At 40.6% G+C, this 14,299-nt stretch carries 15 protein-coding genes; 7 read left to right on the top strand and 8 right to left on the bottom strand.

What is annotated here, in order from left to right; genetic code table 11:
* The first annotated feature begins 67 nt into the window (after nucleotides 1–67).
* On the top strand, nucleotides 68–277 hold the full coding sequence (locus tag WG954_RS12185) for a hypothetical protein (RefSeq protein ID WP_340436821.1): 210 nt from the start codon (nucleotides 68–70) through the stop codon (nucleotides 275–277).
* A 93-nt stretch (nucleotides 278–370) separates the two neighbouring features.
* Here the strand turns inward: WG954_RS12185 and WG954_RS12190 are convergent, their stop codons facing one another.
* The 4 genes from WG954_RS12190 to WG954_RS12205 all read right to left on the bottom strand — a co-directional run bounded on the left by WG954_RS12190 (nucleotide 371) and on the right by WG954_RS12205 (nucleotide 4,470).
* Nucleotides 371–1,165 (bottom strand): 3-keto-disaccharide hydrolase, encoded by a 795-nt coding sequence (locus WG954_RS12190; protein WP_340436822.1) that lies wholly within the window; start codon nucleotides 1,163–1,165, stop codon nucleotides 371–373.
* An 87-nt stretch (nucleotides 1,166–1,252) separates the two neighbouring features.
* Nucleotides 1,253–2,794 (bottom strand): redoxin domain-containing protein, encoded by a 1,542-nt coding sequence (locus WG954_RS12195; protein WP_340436824.1) that lies wholly within the window; start codon nucleotides 2,792–2,794, stop codon nucleotides 1,253–1,255.
* A gap of 189 nt (nucleotides 2,795–2,983) precedes the next feature.
* Entirely contained in the window at nucleotides 2,984–3,811 is an 828-nt protein-coding gene (locus tag WG954_RS12200) for a ZIP family metal transporter (RefSeq protein ID WP_340436825.1), read from the bottom strand.
* Nucleotides 3,811–4,470 (bottom strand): metal-dependent transcriptional regulator, encoded by a 660-nt coding sequence (locus WG954_RS12205; RefSeq protein WP_340436828.1) that lies wholly within the window; start codon nucleotides 4,468–4,470, stop codon nucleotides 3,811–3,813. Before WG954_RS12205 ends, WG954_RS12200 begins: the two co-directional genes overlap by 1 nt.
* A 197-nt stretch (nucleotides 4,471–4,667) precedes the next feature.
* On the opposite strand from WG954_RS12205, the gene WG954_RS12210 reads away from it, so the two are divergent.
* The 5 genes from WG954_RS12210 (at nucleotide 4,668) to WG954_RS12230 (ending at nucleotide 9,125) form a co-directional block, all read left to right on the top strand.
* A complete protein-coding gene (locus WG954_RS12210) occupies nucleotides 4,668–5,621 on the top strand; it encodes a hypothetical protein (RefSeq protein ID WP_340436830.1) in 954 nt (317 codons plus the stop codon).
* A 99-nt stretch (nucleotides 5,622–5,720) separates the two neighbouring features.
* Nucleotides 5,721–6,263 carry an endonuclease domain-containing protein gene (locus WG954_RS12215; protein ID WP_340436832.1) on the top strand — a complete coding sequence of 181 codons (543 nt, stop codon included), beginning with the start codon at nucleotides 5,721–5,723 and terminating at the stop codon, nucleotides 6,261–6,263.
* Nucleotides 6,264–6,357: 94 nt separating this feature from the next.
* Nucleotides 6,358–6,747 carry a RidA family protein gene (locus tag WG954_RS12220; protein ID WP_340436833.1) on the top strand — a complete coding sequence of 130 codons (390 nt, stop codon included), beginning with the start codon at nucleotides 6,358–6,360 and terminating at the stop codon, nucleotides 6,745–6,747.
* An 85-nt stretch (nucleotides 6,748–6,832) separates the two neighbouring features.
* Nucleotides 6,833–8,491 (top strand): alpha-glucan family phosphorylase, encoded by a 1,659-nt coding sequence (glgP, locus tag WG954_RS12225; protein ID WP_340436835.1) that lies wholly within the window; start codon nucleotides 6,833–6,835, stop codon nucleotides 8,489–8,491.
* A gap of 199 nt (nucleotides 8,492–8,690) precedes the next feature.
* On the top strand, nucleotides 8,691–9,125 hold the full coding sequence (locus tag WG954_RS12230; RefSeq protein WP_340436838.1) for an acyl-CoA thioesterase: 435 nt from the start codon (nucleotides 8,691–8,693) through the stop codon (nucleotides 9,123–9,125).
* 64 nt (nucleotides 9,126–9,189) lie between these two features.
* Here WG954_RS12230 and WG954_RS12235 read toward each other — a convergent pair whose 3' ends face one another.
* The 3 genes from WG954_RS12235 to WG954_RS12245 all read right to left on the bottom strand — a co-directional run bounded on the left by WG954_RS12235 (nucleotide 9,190) and on the right by WG954_RS12245 (nucleotide 12,614).
* The gene (locus WG954_RS12235; protein ID WP_340436840.1) at nucleotides 9,190–11,112 is read right to left on the bottom strand and encodes an ABC-F family ATP-binding cassette domain-containing protein; all 1,923 of its coding nucleotides are present in this window, start codon (nucleotides 11,110–11,112) and stop codon (nucleotides 9,190–9,192) included.
* A 179-nt stretch (nucleotides 11,113–11,291) separates the two neighbouring features.
* Complete coding sequence (locus tag WG954_RS12240; RefSeq protein ID WP_340436842.1) at nucleotides 11,292–11,852, bottom strand: fasciclin domain-containing protein; 561 nt, start codon at nucleotides 11,850–11,852, stop codon at nucleotides 11,292–11,294.
* 117 nt (nucleotides 11,853–11,969) lie between these two features.
* Entirely contained in the window at nucleotides 11,970–12,614 is a 645-nt protein-coding gene (locus WG954_RS12245) for a J domain-containing protein (protein ID WP_340438915.1), read from the bottom strand.
* A gap of 32 nt (nucleotides 12,615–12,646) precedes the next feature.
* Between WG954_RS12245 and WG954_RS12250 the strand changes: the two genes are divergently transcribed.
* Nucleotides 12,647–13,240, top strand: coding sequence for a hypothetical protein (locus WG954_RS12250; RefSeq protein ID WP_340436844.1), 594 nt, complete (start codon nucleotides 12,647–12,649; stop codon nucleotides 13,238–13,240).
* Here WG954_RS12250 and WG954_RS12255 read toward each other — a convergent pair.
* Entirely contained in the window at nucleotides 13,237–14,292 is a 1,056-nt protein-coding gene (locus WG954_RS12255) for a saccharopine dehydrogenase family protein (RefSeq protein ID WP_340436846.1), read from the bottom strand. The genes WG954_RS12250 and WG954_RS12255 overlap by 4 nt on opposite strands.
* Between the last annotated feature and the right edge of the window lie 7 nt (nucleotides 14,293–14,299).

Below are 14,299 nucleotides of genomic sequence, written 5' to 3' on the forward strand. Positions count from 1 at the left end.
CTTGTATTTTAGTAACAACTCTCAACTGGCCTCATATTTGAAATACTGTATGTATAAAACATACACTATGGCACAAGAAAAAGAAATAAAAAAGAAAAAAGCAGATGAAAAAGCTCCTCCTATAAAACCCGATCCTGAAACACTGCATAAAACAGATCCACAGGATAATATGAAAGGGCCCATCTCTTCAATTGTGAATGGTGTTAAAGATGTGGTGGAAGAAAATGACCAGGAATCAAAAGAAGAAGCTACAAAGAAGAGAGATGAACATATGTAAAAGAGAGTTAAGAATATGTTCCAGGTTTTTAAGTTACGCCATTCCTTCTGGTAGTTATATGTAAACAGAAGGAATGGTATAGCTGTGTCTGTTTTATAATCTCCTGATCCAGATATTGCGGTATTGTGTTTTACAGCTATGATCCTGTAAAGCAATTACATCTTCACCATGCGCAGAGGGGTAATTGTGTAAGCCAATATAATTAGTAAGTCCGGTGATCGTTACATTGTTCTGAACAAGGACACCATTGTGCAGCACGGTGATTCTTGCAGGAGCATCCAGGTCGCCATTTGCTTTGAAACGTGGCGCTGTATAAATGATATCGTAGGTATTCCATTCTGCAGGACTGCGCATTACATTCACCAACGGCGCATGATCTTTATAAATACTTCCTGCCTGTCCGTTACGATATGTCCGATTGTTATAGGAGTCTAGTATCTGCAATTCATAACGGTTTTGGAAAAACACACCACTGTTGCCCCGGTTTTGTCCACCAGCTTCTACTTCGTCGGGTGCACTCCATTCAATGTGTAACTGGCAATCACCAAAAGGAAGTTTGGTTTCAATGCCACCGGTGCCGGGTACTACTTCAAAGTAATCATTATTAATGATCTTCCATGCTGGTGCTTTTGTTTTATCCCGCTGGCTAACCCATTGATCAAGATTTTTGCCGTCAAACAAAACAATTGCATCTGATGATGCTTCCCCGGCTTTTTTCCCCGGCGTAATTACTTTTACCTCGGGTTCCCAAATCTCTGTCATCTCTGGTCTCATAGGCATAGGCGATGTGGGAGGTGGCGTACTTACATAAGGTTTTTGTTGTGCCACTGACACGGAAAAAGAAAAAAGAGAAACGGTCAACAGACCAATCATGCTAGTAGATTTCATTTGTAAGAATTATGCGATGTTGATGTATAAAAAAAGGCAGCTGATTGCTGCCCTTAAATTTATAGAAATATAGAGGAATGTGAAAAACTATTCTTTTCCCTCATTCTTAATAGCGTCTTCAATAGCATAAATATTATCGGTAATGAGTTTTGTGTTGAGTCGTTCTCCTTTTCCTACTTTCAACACAGGATCAGGGATCGAAGCAACTTTATTTCCCTGTTTATCGAAGTACTCTTTTGTATTGGTCGTGTAATCAAGTTTTTCTTTAGGGGTACCGTTCTCGTACCAGCTCATCGCTTTGCCACTTGGTTCATTGTTGAAAAAAGTTGCTTCAAACTTCTTCTGCCCGTTTTCATACCAGGCTATATATTTACCGTTAACCGTGCTCTCGTCTTTCATTGTTGCCTTCATTAACAATTCTCCATTGCTGTAGAATTGAGTGAGCTCAAATAGATTTCCCGTTTCCTGCATTTCTAAAAACGGTATGCCCTTGGCATCAATATACTTCACTGTCTTGTTGCCATCTGTCACTTTCGTTTCAATAGCCGATTTGCCATTTTCATGAAAATATTTGGGATCAACAGTGCTGCTCATTTCACCATTTTCAAAAAGTGCTTCGAATTTAAGCTTGCCGTTTTCGTACCAACCTGTGCATTTGCCGTGCATTTTTCCGTTTGCCCAGTTTGTTTCTTTTCTTTTTTTACCTGATTCATAATAATGATAGAATATGCCTGTTGCAAAACCACCTGTATACGTGCCAACATTGGCAGTTTTTCCGTTTGCATGATATTTTGTCCACTTACCTTCAAGTTTCCCGTAAGCATAAGTATACTCATACTGCAATTCGCCTGTATTGTAATAACCCAGTGTGCGGCCATTCAAAACATTTTCGCTGTAGTTCGACTCGCTTGATAGTTTGCCATCCTCGTAGTAGTATTGGTATTTTCCCCTGCGTACTAACGGAAAGGGAAGTGTTGCTTCTCCGCTCATCTGCAAACGGCCATTTTTATAATAGTCGTTAACCACCCAGTTATTGTCGTCTTTCTTAGAAATAAGACGGTAATACAATGCATCTGCTTCTGCAGCAGGAAACCAGTCTTTATCATAAAATACTTTTTTTGCCTGTATTTCTTTTCGTTTGATTTGACCGGCCAGTTTGTATGCTTTCTTTATATCGAGAGTGTAAGCGGTATGTGTATAGATCACCTGCTGGTTGTCATCCATAAAAAAGATCACCGGTGCTTTGGTGGTGTACATTGCCTGCATCAGTTGCTGCGATTTGTCGAATAATACTTCCACATTTTTCCAACGGTTTGCTTTGGAGAATACTTCGCTTGAGGTTAAACTTTTATCAACATTCACCGCCACTATTTTTACGTTTGATGTTGTGCCAAGCGTGCTGTAATTATTATCAAGATCGGTAATAAGTTGTACGCAGGGCGTGCACCATGCTTCCGAATAGGTGAGTACAATAACAGGGTTGTCGAAATCTGAAATAGAGGCTGTGCTTACACTGTTGCCTGTTTTATTTATCAATACAGCTTTGGGTAAACCTGTTGTTGATTGTGCCTGCAGTAATGTAATTGAAAAAGCGAGCAGGAGAGTAGGTACGAGTTTTCGGTACAACATGAGAAATTTGGTTTGATTGAGCTTGGCAATGATACAAAAAAATATGCCTCAACTATTACCTTACAGCCTGTCGGAATTAAGGTTAATAAATGTGAGTGCATTGCTCAAAAATAAGCGCATTCTTTGTGAGCAACAATACTCCAAAAGGAGTACTGTATAAGTGTAAATGTTTAGATTTTGTTGCAGGAACTATCCCAGCGCTACATCCAGGATCATCATCACTAAAAATCCGCCAATGAAAGCAAGTGTTGAACGATCGGTGTATTTATCACGTTGTGTTTCAGGAATCACTTCTTCAACTACAACAAAGATCATAGCACCTGCAGCAAAAGCCAAGGCGAATGGCAACACGGGCTGCATATAAATAACTGCAAGTGCTCCAATAACACCTGCTACCGGTTCAACAATAGCAGATAATTGTCCGTACCAAAAACTGCGCAGGCGTGTAACACCTTGGCGCCGTAAAGGCATCGATACTGCCAGGCCCTCAGGGAAATTTTGTAAACCAATACCAATGGCCAGCGCAATGGCACCGGTGATGGATGTGTCTTCCATGCCCAGTGCAGCAGCTCCAAACAACACACCTACAGCTAATCCTTCCGGTATGTTGTGAAGAGTAATGGCGAGAATAAGTAATGTTGTTTTATGTAGTTTGGTGCGTATGCCTTCTGTTTCTGACAAACCAAAATTGAGATGCAGATGGGGTGTTACTTTGTCGAGGAAAAAAATAAAAAGTGCCCCGAGTAAAAAACCCACAGCAGCAGGCATCCAGCTATAGCCGGGATAAAGTTTTTCAGAAATTTCAATGGCTGGATTAAGCAGACTCCAGAAGCTGGCGGCTACCATTACTCCTCCTGTAAAGCCAAGCATTGGATCTAATACACCACGATCCAGCGTTTTGAAAAAGAAAACGAGAGATGCACCTGCGGCAGTTACCAACCATGTGAAAGTGGTAGCAATAAGGGCCGCCCACACCGGGTGTATCTCTGAGAAAAAATTTACAAGCGATTCCATCATCAGATTGTTTTTACGAATATATTTTTAGCTAATTGTTCGCTGAGATTGATCAAGGGCTGATTGCGTAATTTGATCTCTACTGAGCCATCAAATGCATGGCGTTGTTTTATTTCGAGTTTAGTTCCTATGCCTATGTTTTTTTGACGAAGCAGCTCCAACAAACTGCTGCTTTGATCGCCAACGCCTGTAACAATCGCCGGTTGTGATTCCGGTAATTGCTGCAGGTTCATATTGTTGATACTAGCCATGCGGCCTTTACTATCGGGAATGGGATCACCGTGAGGGTCAGCTTTCGGGAAGCCCAGGAATGCATCAAGGCGTTCAATGAGTTCAGGACTGCTCACATGCTCCAGTTCTTCGGCAATATCATGCACCGCATCCCAGTTGAATTGTAATTTTTCTACAAGAAAGAACTCCCACAGCCTGTGTTTACGGATGATATTGAGCGCAAGTTTTTTTCCATCGGCTGTAAGGGTAACACCATAATAAGGTGCGTAGTGAAGAAGTTTCTTTTCACTCAGGCGTTTCAGCATATCGGTTACAGAAGCCGGTTTTGTTTGCAATTCTGCCGCCAGTTCATTAGTGGTTACATTGGCATCGGATTGTTGCAGGCGCCAGATGGCTTTAATGTAATTCTCCTCGGCTGTCGAAAAGTTCATTAGCTATGAAATTAAAATTTAGGCGAAACTAAATTATTTTCTTGAGACAGGTTAAAATAATTTCTGATGCAAGGTTTAGGAATTGGGAATTAGGATTTTGTAATTTGGGATTTTGGTTTTGGATTTTTCTTGTCCCTTGTGTCTTGTGCCTTGTTCCTTGTTGCAAAACCACTATTTTTAGATTTATAACTACTGATATGAAGTATTCTGTATTCGCCTGCTTGTTTTTCCTGTTTATACTCACGGCATGCAAAAACAAGAAGCCAAAGGAAATAAAGGACGAAGACCTTACTACAGCTGATTTTATTATGCTGGCGAAACAATTGAGCTATCCCATTTTGGTAAACGACAGTTTGCTGAATGCGAAAGAAAAAGATTCTGTTCTCATCAACCAGGAGACGTTCAAGACATTCTTGCCTGATACTGTTTATTCCAAGCTTTATCCTAAAACAAAAAATCTGAAGTTATACCTTGTTGGAAAATCTGTTGACGGTGAAAAAGGCAATTATGTGTTGATAAAATCAGTCATCGGGAAAGAGCGTGGAGCACAGTTACTTTACTTCAACAATAAATCGCAATACCTCGGTTCACTGAATATTGGTGCATTGATGCCGAAAGGGAAAGCTACCAGTTATTGTAAGATCGATAGCAAACATACCATCACCTTCATCCAGGAACGCAAAACACCTACGGGTGAATTGTGGACGAATGAAACCATCTACTTCATGGATGAAACCGGAAAGTTCATCATTGCCATGACCAACAGCACAGAAGATTTGAGCGATCTCATCATGGGAAATCCTATTGACAGTTTATCACGCAAACAGAAATATGCAGCTGATTATACAACTGATAAAAAGAATCTTGTTTCTATTCGTGATGGTGCTACTGATAAAACATTTGAATTCTTTATTCATTTCAGCAAACAGAATGGCGATTGTGTGGGCGAAGTAAAAGGTACAGGCGAATGGGTGAGTAAAACCAAAGGCGTGTTTCGTGATGGCAGCAGCGATTGTACTATTACATTTGATTTTACTACATCATCAGTACGTATCTCCGAACAAAACTGCGGGCTCTATCGTGATATCACTTGTTTCTTTGAAGGCAGTTATCCAAAGAAGAAAGAAGCGGTAAAGAAAAAGAAGAAGTGAGTAGTTAGTGGTGGGAGGTGAGTCGGTGGAGTGCTTATCCCCTCCATGGAGGGGTGGCAGTGACCAGCACATAAACAATAACTGACTGGGGTGGGTAAAATGAAACGCACAATCATTCCATACACACAACAAGCATTAGAGTATGCAAAACGCCTCCGGCAAAGCATGACATACTCAGAAGTGAAGTTGTGGATGGAATTAAGAAACGGCAGTATGATGGGTTATGATTTTGACAGGCAAAAGCCCATGCTGAATTATATTGTTGATTTTTATTGTAAAGACCTAATGCTGGTAATTGAAGTGGATGGGATAACTCATGAACATGAAAAAATATTGTTGAAGGATCCGGTTCGACAGGATGAAATAGAAATGTATGGAGTTTCATTTCTTCGGTTTAATGCGTTGGATGTTGTTCACGACTTGAAAAACGTAGTAAGAACGATTGAGAACTGGATATTTGAGTTTGAGGAAAAGAACGGGGTGATTGAAATAGTTAAACGCAAACGAAATAATTTGGAGCATCCCAAAAACAGAAAGCGTGATAACCCACCCCAACCCCTCCGGGAGGGGATAACCCGACAGTTGAATGAGCTGCAACAGTTGTTCTTTTGTTTCAGCAACAAGCAAGGATCATCAAAATAAAATAGACGGGTAATGAATAATGAGTTTTTTAAGTTCTGAGTTATTTTGTCCTTTGTTTATTGTCCATCGCCAATTGATCATTTAAATTCAGAATATGCATCGTCAGTTAATTAGTTCCGGTTCCCCCTGGGAAGATGTAGTAGGTTATTCAAGAGCAGTGCGTGTGGGTAGTGTAGTTGAAGTGGCGGGCACAACTGCTATGGACGGAGATAAGTTGGTGGGATTGGGTAGTGTTTACCTCCAAACAAAATACATTTTTCAAAAAATAGAGAAAGCCCTGGCTGAAGCTGGTGCTTCGCTCAACGATGTTGTTCGCACCCGAATGTTTATAACTGATATATCCAAATGGGAAGAAGCAGGCAAAGCACATGGCGAAGTATTTGCTGCCATAAAACCGGCTTCTACAATGGTGGAAGTGTCCGCTTTGATCGATGAGCGCCTGCTGATTGAAATAGAAGTAACCGCCGTAATACCAACCGTTTGATGTTAATAACCCCGTTCGTCAAAAAGGGCCGTTTTGGATTTTTCCCGTTATATTGCGCACCCAAAAGCAAACGAACAACTGTATTATGACGTTTAATCATTTCAAGGTTCCTTACGCCACAGAAAATGCTTACACAAAAAAAGTGGCTTACTTCTCAATGGAATTTGCGGTACATCAGCCTTTAAAAATTTATAGTGGTGGTTTGGGATTTCTCGCAGGTTCGCACATGCGCAGCGCATACGAACTGAAGCAGAATCTTGTTGGCATCGGTATTCTATGGAAGTATGGTTACTACGACCAGGCACGTAACCAGGACCAAACACTTCAGGTTCAATGGAACGAAAAGATCTATAATTTTTTAGAAGATACGGGTATCAAGTTTCAGATCAATATTCATGAACATCCAGTTTGGGTGAAAGCATGGTACCTGAATCCAGAAACATTCAAGAGTGCGCCGATGTTTTTGTTGAGCACTGATCTTCCTGAGAACGATTATGTGTCACAAACTATTTGTCACCGTTTGTATGATGCAAACGTTGCTACTAAAGTTGCCCAGTTTATTTTGTTGGGTGTTGGTGGCGCAAAGCTCATTGATGAATTAGGATTTAAACCTGATGTTTATCATTTAAATGAAGCACATGCTATTTCATCGGCATTTTATCTCTACAATAAATTCGGATCTGTTGAAGAAGTGAAAAAGCGTTTGGTGTTTACCACGCATACTCCTGAAGAAGCAGGTAACGAAAAACATGATATTTACCTCTGTGAGAAGATGAGCTATTTCTGCGGTATACCGTTGAATGAAGTGCGTAAGCTCACAGGTATTTATGACGATCAGTTCAATCATTCGCTGGCCGCATTGCGTTTTGCACGTCATTCAAATGGTGTAAGTGCTTTGCATGGTGAAGTGAGTCGCAAGATGTGGAGTCATTATGAAGGTATTGCCCCGATTACCCATGTAACCAATGCACAAAACTGGCGTTACTGGGCCGATAAGCAATTGTATTTCTCAATGGATGAAGGAAACGAGGAGCGCTTTGATGATCGAAAGACTTATCTGAAGCGTCGTGCATTTGATCTTGTTGCTGATCAAACAGGAAAATTATTTGACCCTAATGTGTTGACGATCGTATGGGCTCGTCGTTTTGCAGGTTACAAACGTGCAGAATTGATTACACGTGATCTTGATCGTTTCAATGCATTACTCAGCAATAAAAAATACCCGGTACAGATCATCTGGGCCGGTAAACCTTACCCGGTTGATTATCCTGCTATCAGCGATTTTAATAATCTTGTTCACCTGAGTAAGAATTATAAAAACGTTGCTGTGTGTACGGGTTATGAACTTGCATTGAGCAAGCGTTTGAAACAAGCGGCAGATGTTTGGTTAAACAACCCACGTGTGCCACGTGAAGCGAGTGGAACAAGTGGTATGACTGCTGCCATGAATGGCGCTGTTAACTTCAGCACATTTGATGGATGGATTTGCGAATTTGCTAACCATGGTAACAACAGTTTTATCGTACCGCCTGTTGATTATACTGCAATGCATGTACATGAGCAGGATCAATACGATCTTGATCAGATGTATGAAATTCTTGAACGCCAGATCTTGCCTTTGTACTACGACAATTTCCCTGTGTGGCGCCAGATCACTCAGAATGGTATGCGTGACGTACGTTTCCAGTTCGACAGTAACCGTATGGCACATGAATACTACGAACTGATGTACAACAAAAAGTGATTTATTTATCCTGATGATACGAAGCCCTTGCGATGAGCCGGGGTTTTTGTTTTTTGAAAATACATGTTCCAAGTTCTGAAGTTCTAAGTTGTCTGTTCACAATTGACAATTGCTTTGGTTCTTGTACCTTGGATTTTCCTTCTTGTGCCTTGTACCTTGAACCTTGTTCCTTGGTTCTTGTTTTCCTTAACTTCAACCCATGAACGAATACAGTAAAACATTCGAACTCCGTTGGGCTGATGTGGATGCCAATCAACATGTAATGCATTCGAAGTATTATGAATTAGGTGCACATACACGTATGAGTTTTTTTATTACACATGGTTGCACATTGGAGGTGATGAATGAATTAAATATCGGTCCTATACTTTTTCGTGAGGAATGTATTTTCAGAAGAGAGATCAATGCTGGTGATATTGTAACCGTAAACCTGTTGCTCACAAAATGCAAGCGTGATGGCTCGAGATGGAGTGCAAAACATGAAATGAAAAAAGCCGATGGAACATTGGCCGCAACTCTATATGCTGATCTTGCATGGCTTGATACAAGTATACGTAAACTCACTGCACCAGCCATTGCTGTAAGTATCGTTGAACAAATGCCGAAGTCTGATGATTTTGAATATACTGATTAGTTGACGTGTTTTAGTTTGTCACAAGTAGAACACATCATAAATCCTGGATCATAAATCAAACATCCTAATCTACATACTCACTCAACTCCAGCCAGCGGAATTCTTTTTCATCCAGCAAATTTGTTACCTCACCAATACGATTGCTGAGTTGTTGTAATTCATCAAACGGAAGATTGCCACTGTTGAGTTTGGCTGTGATGGTTTCTTTCTCAGCTGTAAGCTGTTCAATTTCTTTCTGCAATAATTCAAACTCACGTTTTTCTTTAAAGCTGAAACGTTTTTTTTCTACAGTCGTTGTTGGCATCTCAACAGAAGGATGTGCCGAAGCTACTGATGACAGTTCGCTCTTACTTTCTTTAACTCCCGACTCTTTACTATCGGCTTCCAACTTTTCTTTCTCTTTTTGCCACAAACGCAATTGTGCATAATTGCCGGGGAAATCGGTGATTACGCCATCGCCTTCAAACACAAATAAATGATCAACCAGTCGATCCATAAAATAACGATCATGGCTCACGATGAGTAAACAGCCTGGATACTCTGATAAGAAATTTTCAAGTACAGCCAATGTTGGAAGATCAAGATCATTCGTTGGTTCATCCAGCATCAGGAAATTCGGGTTACGGAAAAGAATGGAGAGCAAATGCAATCTTCTTTTTTCGCCACCGCTCAGTTTTGAAATGTACGTGTACTGTTTATCCGGATCAAACAAAAACAATTGCAGGAACTGTGCAGCACTCAAAGAGCCACCGTTTGCTAACGGAAAATTCTCCGCAATGTTTTTTACATATTCAATCACACGCAGGTCTTCTTTTATTTCTAAACCCGTTTGCGAATAGTTGCCAAACACGATCGTGTCGCCTACGTTTATCTTTCCACTGTCTGGTTGCTGAATGCCCTGTATGATATCAATGAAAGTTGATTTACCTGCACCGTTCTTTCCAACCACACCAACTCGTTCGCCTTTTTTGAATGTATAATCAAAGCCTTTTAAGATTTGTTTATCGCCAAAACTCTTGTACACTTTTTTCATCTCCACCACTTTGCCACCAAGCCTGTTCATCTTCATACTCAATTGTACCTGCTGATCTTCGATGCGTTGTTTGGCTTTTGCTTCTACTTCGTAGAAATTATCCTGTCGTGATTTGCTTTTTGTTGTACGTGCCTTTGGTTGCTTACGCATCCATTCCAATTCCTTCCGATAAGTATTCTTTGCTTTATCAATGCTTGCAAGATCACTTTCAATACGTGCCGTTTTCTTTTCTAAATAATTCTGGTAGTCGCCTTTGTATTCGACCAATGTACTTCCATCAAGTTCCCAAACTTCATTACAAACGGTATCGAGGAAATAACGATCATGCGTTACAAGTAAGAGTGTAATGTTTTCTTTGCTGAGATAATGTTCCAGCCATTCCACCATCTCCACATCAAGATGGTTGGTAGGTTCATCCATGATGAGTAGTACATGCTTGTGATCAAAGCCAATATCAATCAATGTTCTTGCAAGTGCCACACGTTTACGCTGACCACCTGATAATGTTCCTACTGATTGTTGCAGATGGTGAATGTTCAGCTTGCCAAGAATCTGTTTCACTTTTGCATCAAAATCCCAGGCACCCAGCTCATCCATTTTTACAATGGCTGCACCGAGTTTATCGGTATCGTTTTCTTCACTTATTAGTTCGTATTCTTTAATGGCATTGATCACCGGGTGATTGTGCTGAAAAATATTATCAAGTATCGTTTTGCTTTGGTCAAAATCGGGTTCCTGTTCAAACAAAGCAATATCCACGTCTTTGTTAATCCAGCATTTGCCGTCATCGGCCGTTTCTTTACCCGCCAGTATTTTCAATAAGGTGGATTTGCCCGAACCATTCCTGGCCACCAAGGCTATTTTATCGCCTTCTTCAATATGAAAAGTAATATTCGAAAACAGGGGAGTAATACCGTAACTCTTCGTTAAACCTTCAACAGAAACGTAATGCATGCTGCAAAGATAACTGTATGAAGGCACAAGCGGAAAGGCACAAGGGACAAGAAGGACAATCCAAAAAACAAAAGACAAGGCACAAGAAAGAATCCAAGGCTCAGGAAGAATAATTCACCAAAACAAAAATTGCTCCCCTTTCGGGAAGCAATTTTTTATAGAATGAAAAAGGGTACTGCTTATTTTTTAGGCATTACCACTGCATCCAATACATGCACAACGCCGTTACCGGCTGTAAGATCAGCAGCAGTTACGTTTGCGCCATCGATCATTACTTTGCCATCTTTAATTGAAACAGTTAACTCAGCACCGTTTACTGTTTTCAATTTCTGACCATCTTTCAGATCAGCAGCTTTTAAAGCTCCTGCTACAACATGGTAAGTTAAAATACCTGTAAGATCAGTTTTGTTTTCAGGCTTCAATAGATTGTCAAGAGCACCGGCAGGTAATGCGGCAAACGCTGCGTTTGTTGGTGCAAATACTGTGAAAGGACCGGCACCACTTAATGTTTCAACTAAACCTGCAGCTGTAACAGCAGCAACCAAAGTTGAATGATCAGGAGAACCAACAGCAATTGCAACAACAGTTGCAGGTGCAGCAGGGGCCATTGTATCAGCAGCAGCAGTTGTTTCTGCAGCTACAGTATCTTTTGTTGCGTCCGCTGATTCGCCACTACCACAGGCAGTCATTACTACTGCAATGGCAGCAGTTGTCATTAAAGAGAAAAATGTCTTCTTCATAAAAATTTTTTGTTTGGAAAGAGAACATTGTTTTCAAACAATAGTTCTGCCATTCATCACAATAATTTTTTGTGTGAAAAGAAAGGACTGTTTAACGAGGAGATCATTCAACAAACTTCAACGTCCCATAAAATAAATAAGAAGACACAGTAAAAGAGTTAGCAGGAAAACAAACAATCCATTGAACTTGCCCCAGTTTTCTTTTTTTCTTTTTTGTTCAACGGTAATATCGATGTGTTGTAAAAGCCGGGGTTGATCTTTTGCCAGTTTGCGGAGTTGATCAGCAACCAGCTTTGTTTCTTTATAAGGAAAGTGTTTTGTTGTGTTAAGCAAACTATGGACGATAGCCTGTTGTACTTCAATTTCTTTTTGTAACAGCAGCTCATCGATCGTTGAATTATTGATGAGGGCAAGGATACGATCGACCATTCCACCGTAGCTCATACGGTAAACATCCATTGCAGCAATCTGTTTGTTGAGTTCCAGGCTTTTAATAAGGATGTTGGGAGCCGTTACCATTTTTTCGCCGATCGCATGACCAGAAGCTTTTTTCAGCCAGCGTTCCTGCAGGTACATTTCTTTTTTACCGGGGTTCATCAGCACTTCATAAGCTTCTTTAATTTCATTGAAGCGGGCTAATGCATACGGATCATCGTTGTTCTTATCGGGATGATAGATCATCACCAGCTTACGGTAGGCCTGTTTAATTTCAGGTACCGTAGCCGTTAAAGGCACATCGAGTATGGCGTAATAATCTTTCAGAGCCGCAAAACTAAGCCGACAGGCGAAACGAAGTGCAGAATGAGAAAAATGTTATTTTTGAACTCTCGATGAAGAATTGCTATCTCCTCCTCTTATTGTTTGTTCCTTCCCTGCTTGTTGCCGGCGATTCTGCTACTATTCAAATTACAAAGCAAAAAAAGTTGCGGGGATATCGTCAATTGTTTTACAAAGTGGTATCGCTGCATCCTAAATTAAACTCGCCTTTCGAAAAAGAACTGTTGCAACATTACCTGTTGGGTAGTGGTGACACATTTGTTGTTTCTGATTCTGATTTTAAAAGGTTGCAACAAACAGTTCCGTTGTACATAAAGGACAGCGATTGTAAACCTGCGGAAGCTAATCAGCCCGGTTATTGCACAAAGTATGTGAACCTGCACGATGATAATTATTTCGGTTGGGGAGTTGGTAACCTCACTGTTATTTATCAAACAAATGATCAAACACTTGTTTCTTTGGTTGATTACTATGATTTTGATAAAAAGAGAAAAGGCCAACGCAGAGTGAAAAACGAATTTAGTACACGTATGTTCCGGTTCTTTGCACCTGCGTCTGCACGTTCATTTGTGATTACTTACAATGCTGATGCTTATTTCGTGAAGCCTTAGCTGATACGTGTACTCTTCGGAATCTCCAGTATAAGATTTTTGCCGTAACAGGAAGCAGGTGTTTGATATCCGGCTTTAAAATCTCCGTTCAATATTTTTTGTGTGATGAGTAAGCAGCCCCATGCTGTTACACTATAGCCATCGGCACATTGCAATACACTTATTTTTTCTTCACCTTTTGCATTCCACACTTTACCCCAAATGGTTGTTGATGCATTTGCACGTTGCTCATCTGTTGGTCCCGCAGGGCGCTGATTTATTTTTTGCTGAATACGATTACGAATAAATTGTTTGCGTAATAGCCAGTTGAACAGAAATTGAAATTTCAATAAACGGTAAACTGTCGGCTTCATTCCTGTGTACACTTCCACATTAGCAATACCTGTTGTATGATGAGCTGTGGAAATATCGCCCCATGGTAAGGTCATCACAAATAAATGTTTACCATTTACATCTAGCCACATGCCTTTATGACCTAAGGGTTTTCTTACCAGCTTTCCGTTTTCTCTTGCAGTGCCACCTTCGCCCAAACGACTTGCCATGGTTGTGGCCGTGCCATGACTTACCTGTCCGCCTTTTGGAATAAATGCTAATTGCAAATGTGTAGCATCAGGTAATTGTTCTTTCAAATGCAATGCGGTACAATCAGTAGGAATTACATCAAAGCCTGCACCCGGCATCAACATCACATTTGCCTGTTTTGCAGCAGCATCATATTTTTTGATAAGTTCAAAAACAGAAATATCGCCATTGATGTCGATATAATGTGTATGTGTTGCAATGCAGGCTTCCACCATTTGTTTGGCGGTATTGGCAAACGGACCTGCTGCATGAATCACTAGCTGTACATCTGATAATTGGTGCTGCAATTCATTCGCATCGTCTAACGAAAAAATGCGGTAAGTAAGTTGTAAACGTTGGGCTAATGAGCTGATGATTTTTTCATTCCTTCCTGCAAGAACAGGAGTGAGGTTATAATCCTTTGCATAACGGGCAATCAGTTCACCTGTGTATCCATTAGCTCCGTAAAGCAGCACCTTGTCTTTTTGCATTATGCGG

It is taken from the genome of Lacibacter sp. H375, assembly GCF_037892425.1.
Classification (GTDB): Bacteria; Bacteroidota; Bacteroidia; order Chitinophagales; family Chitinophagaceae; genus Lacibacter.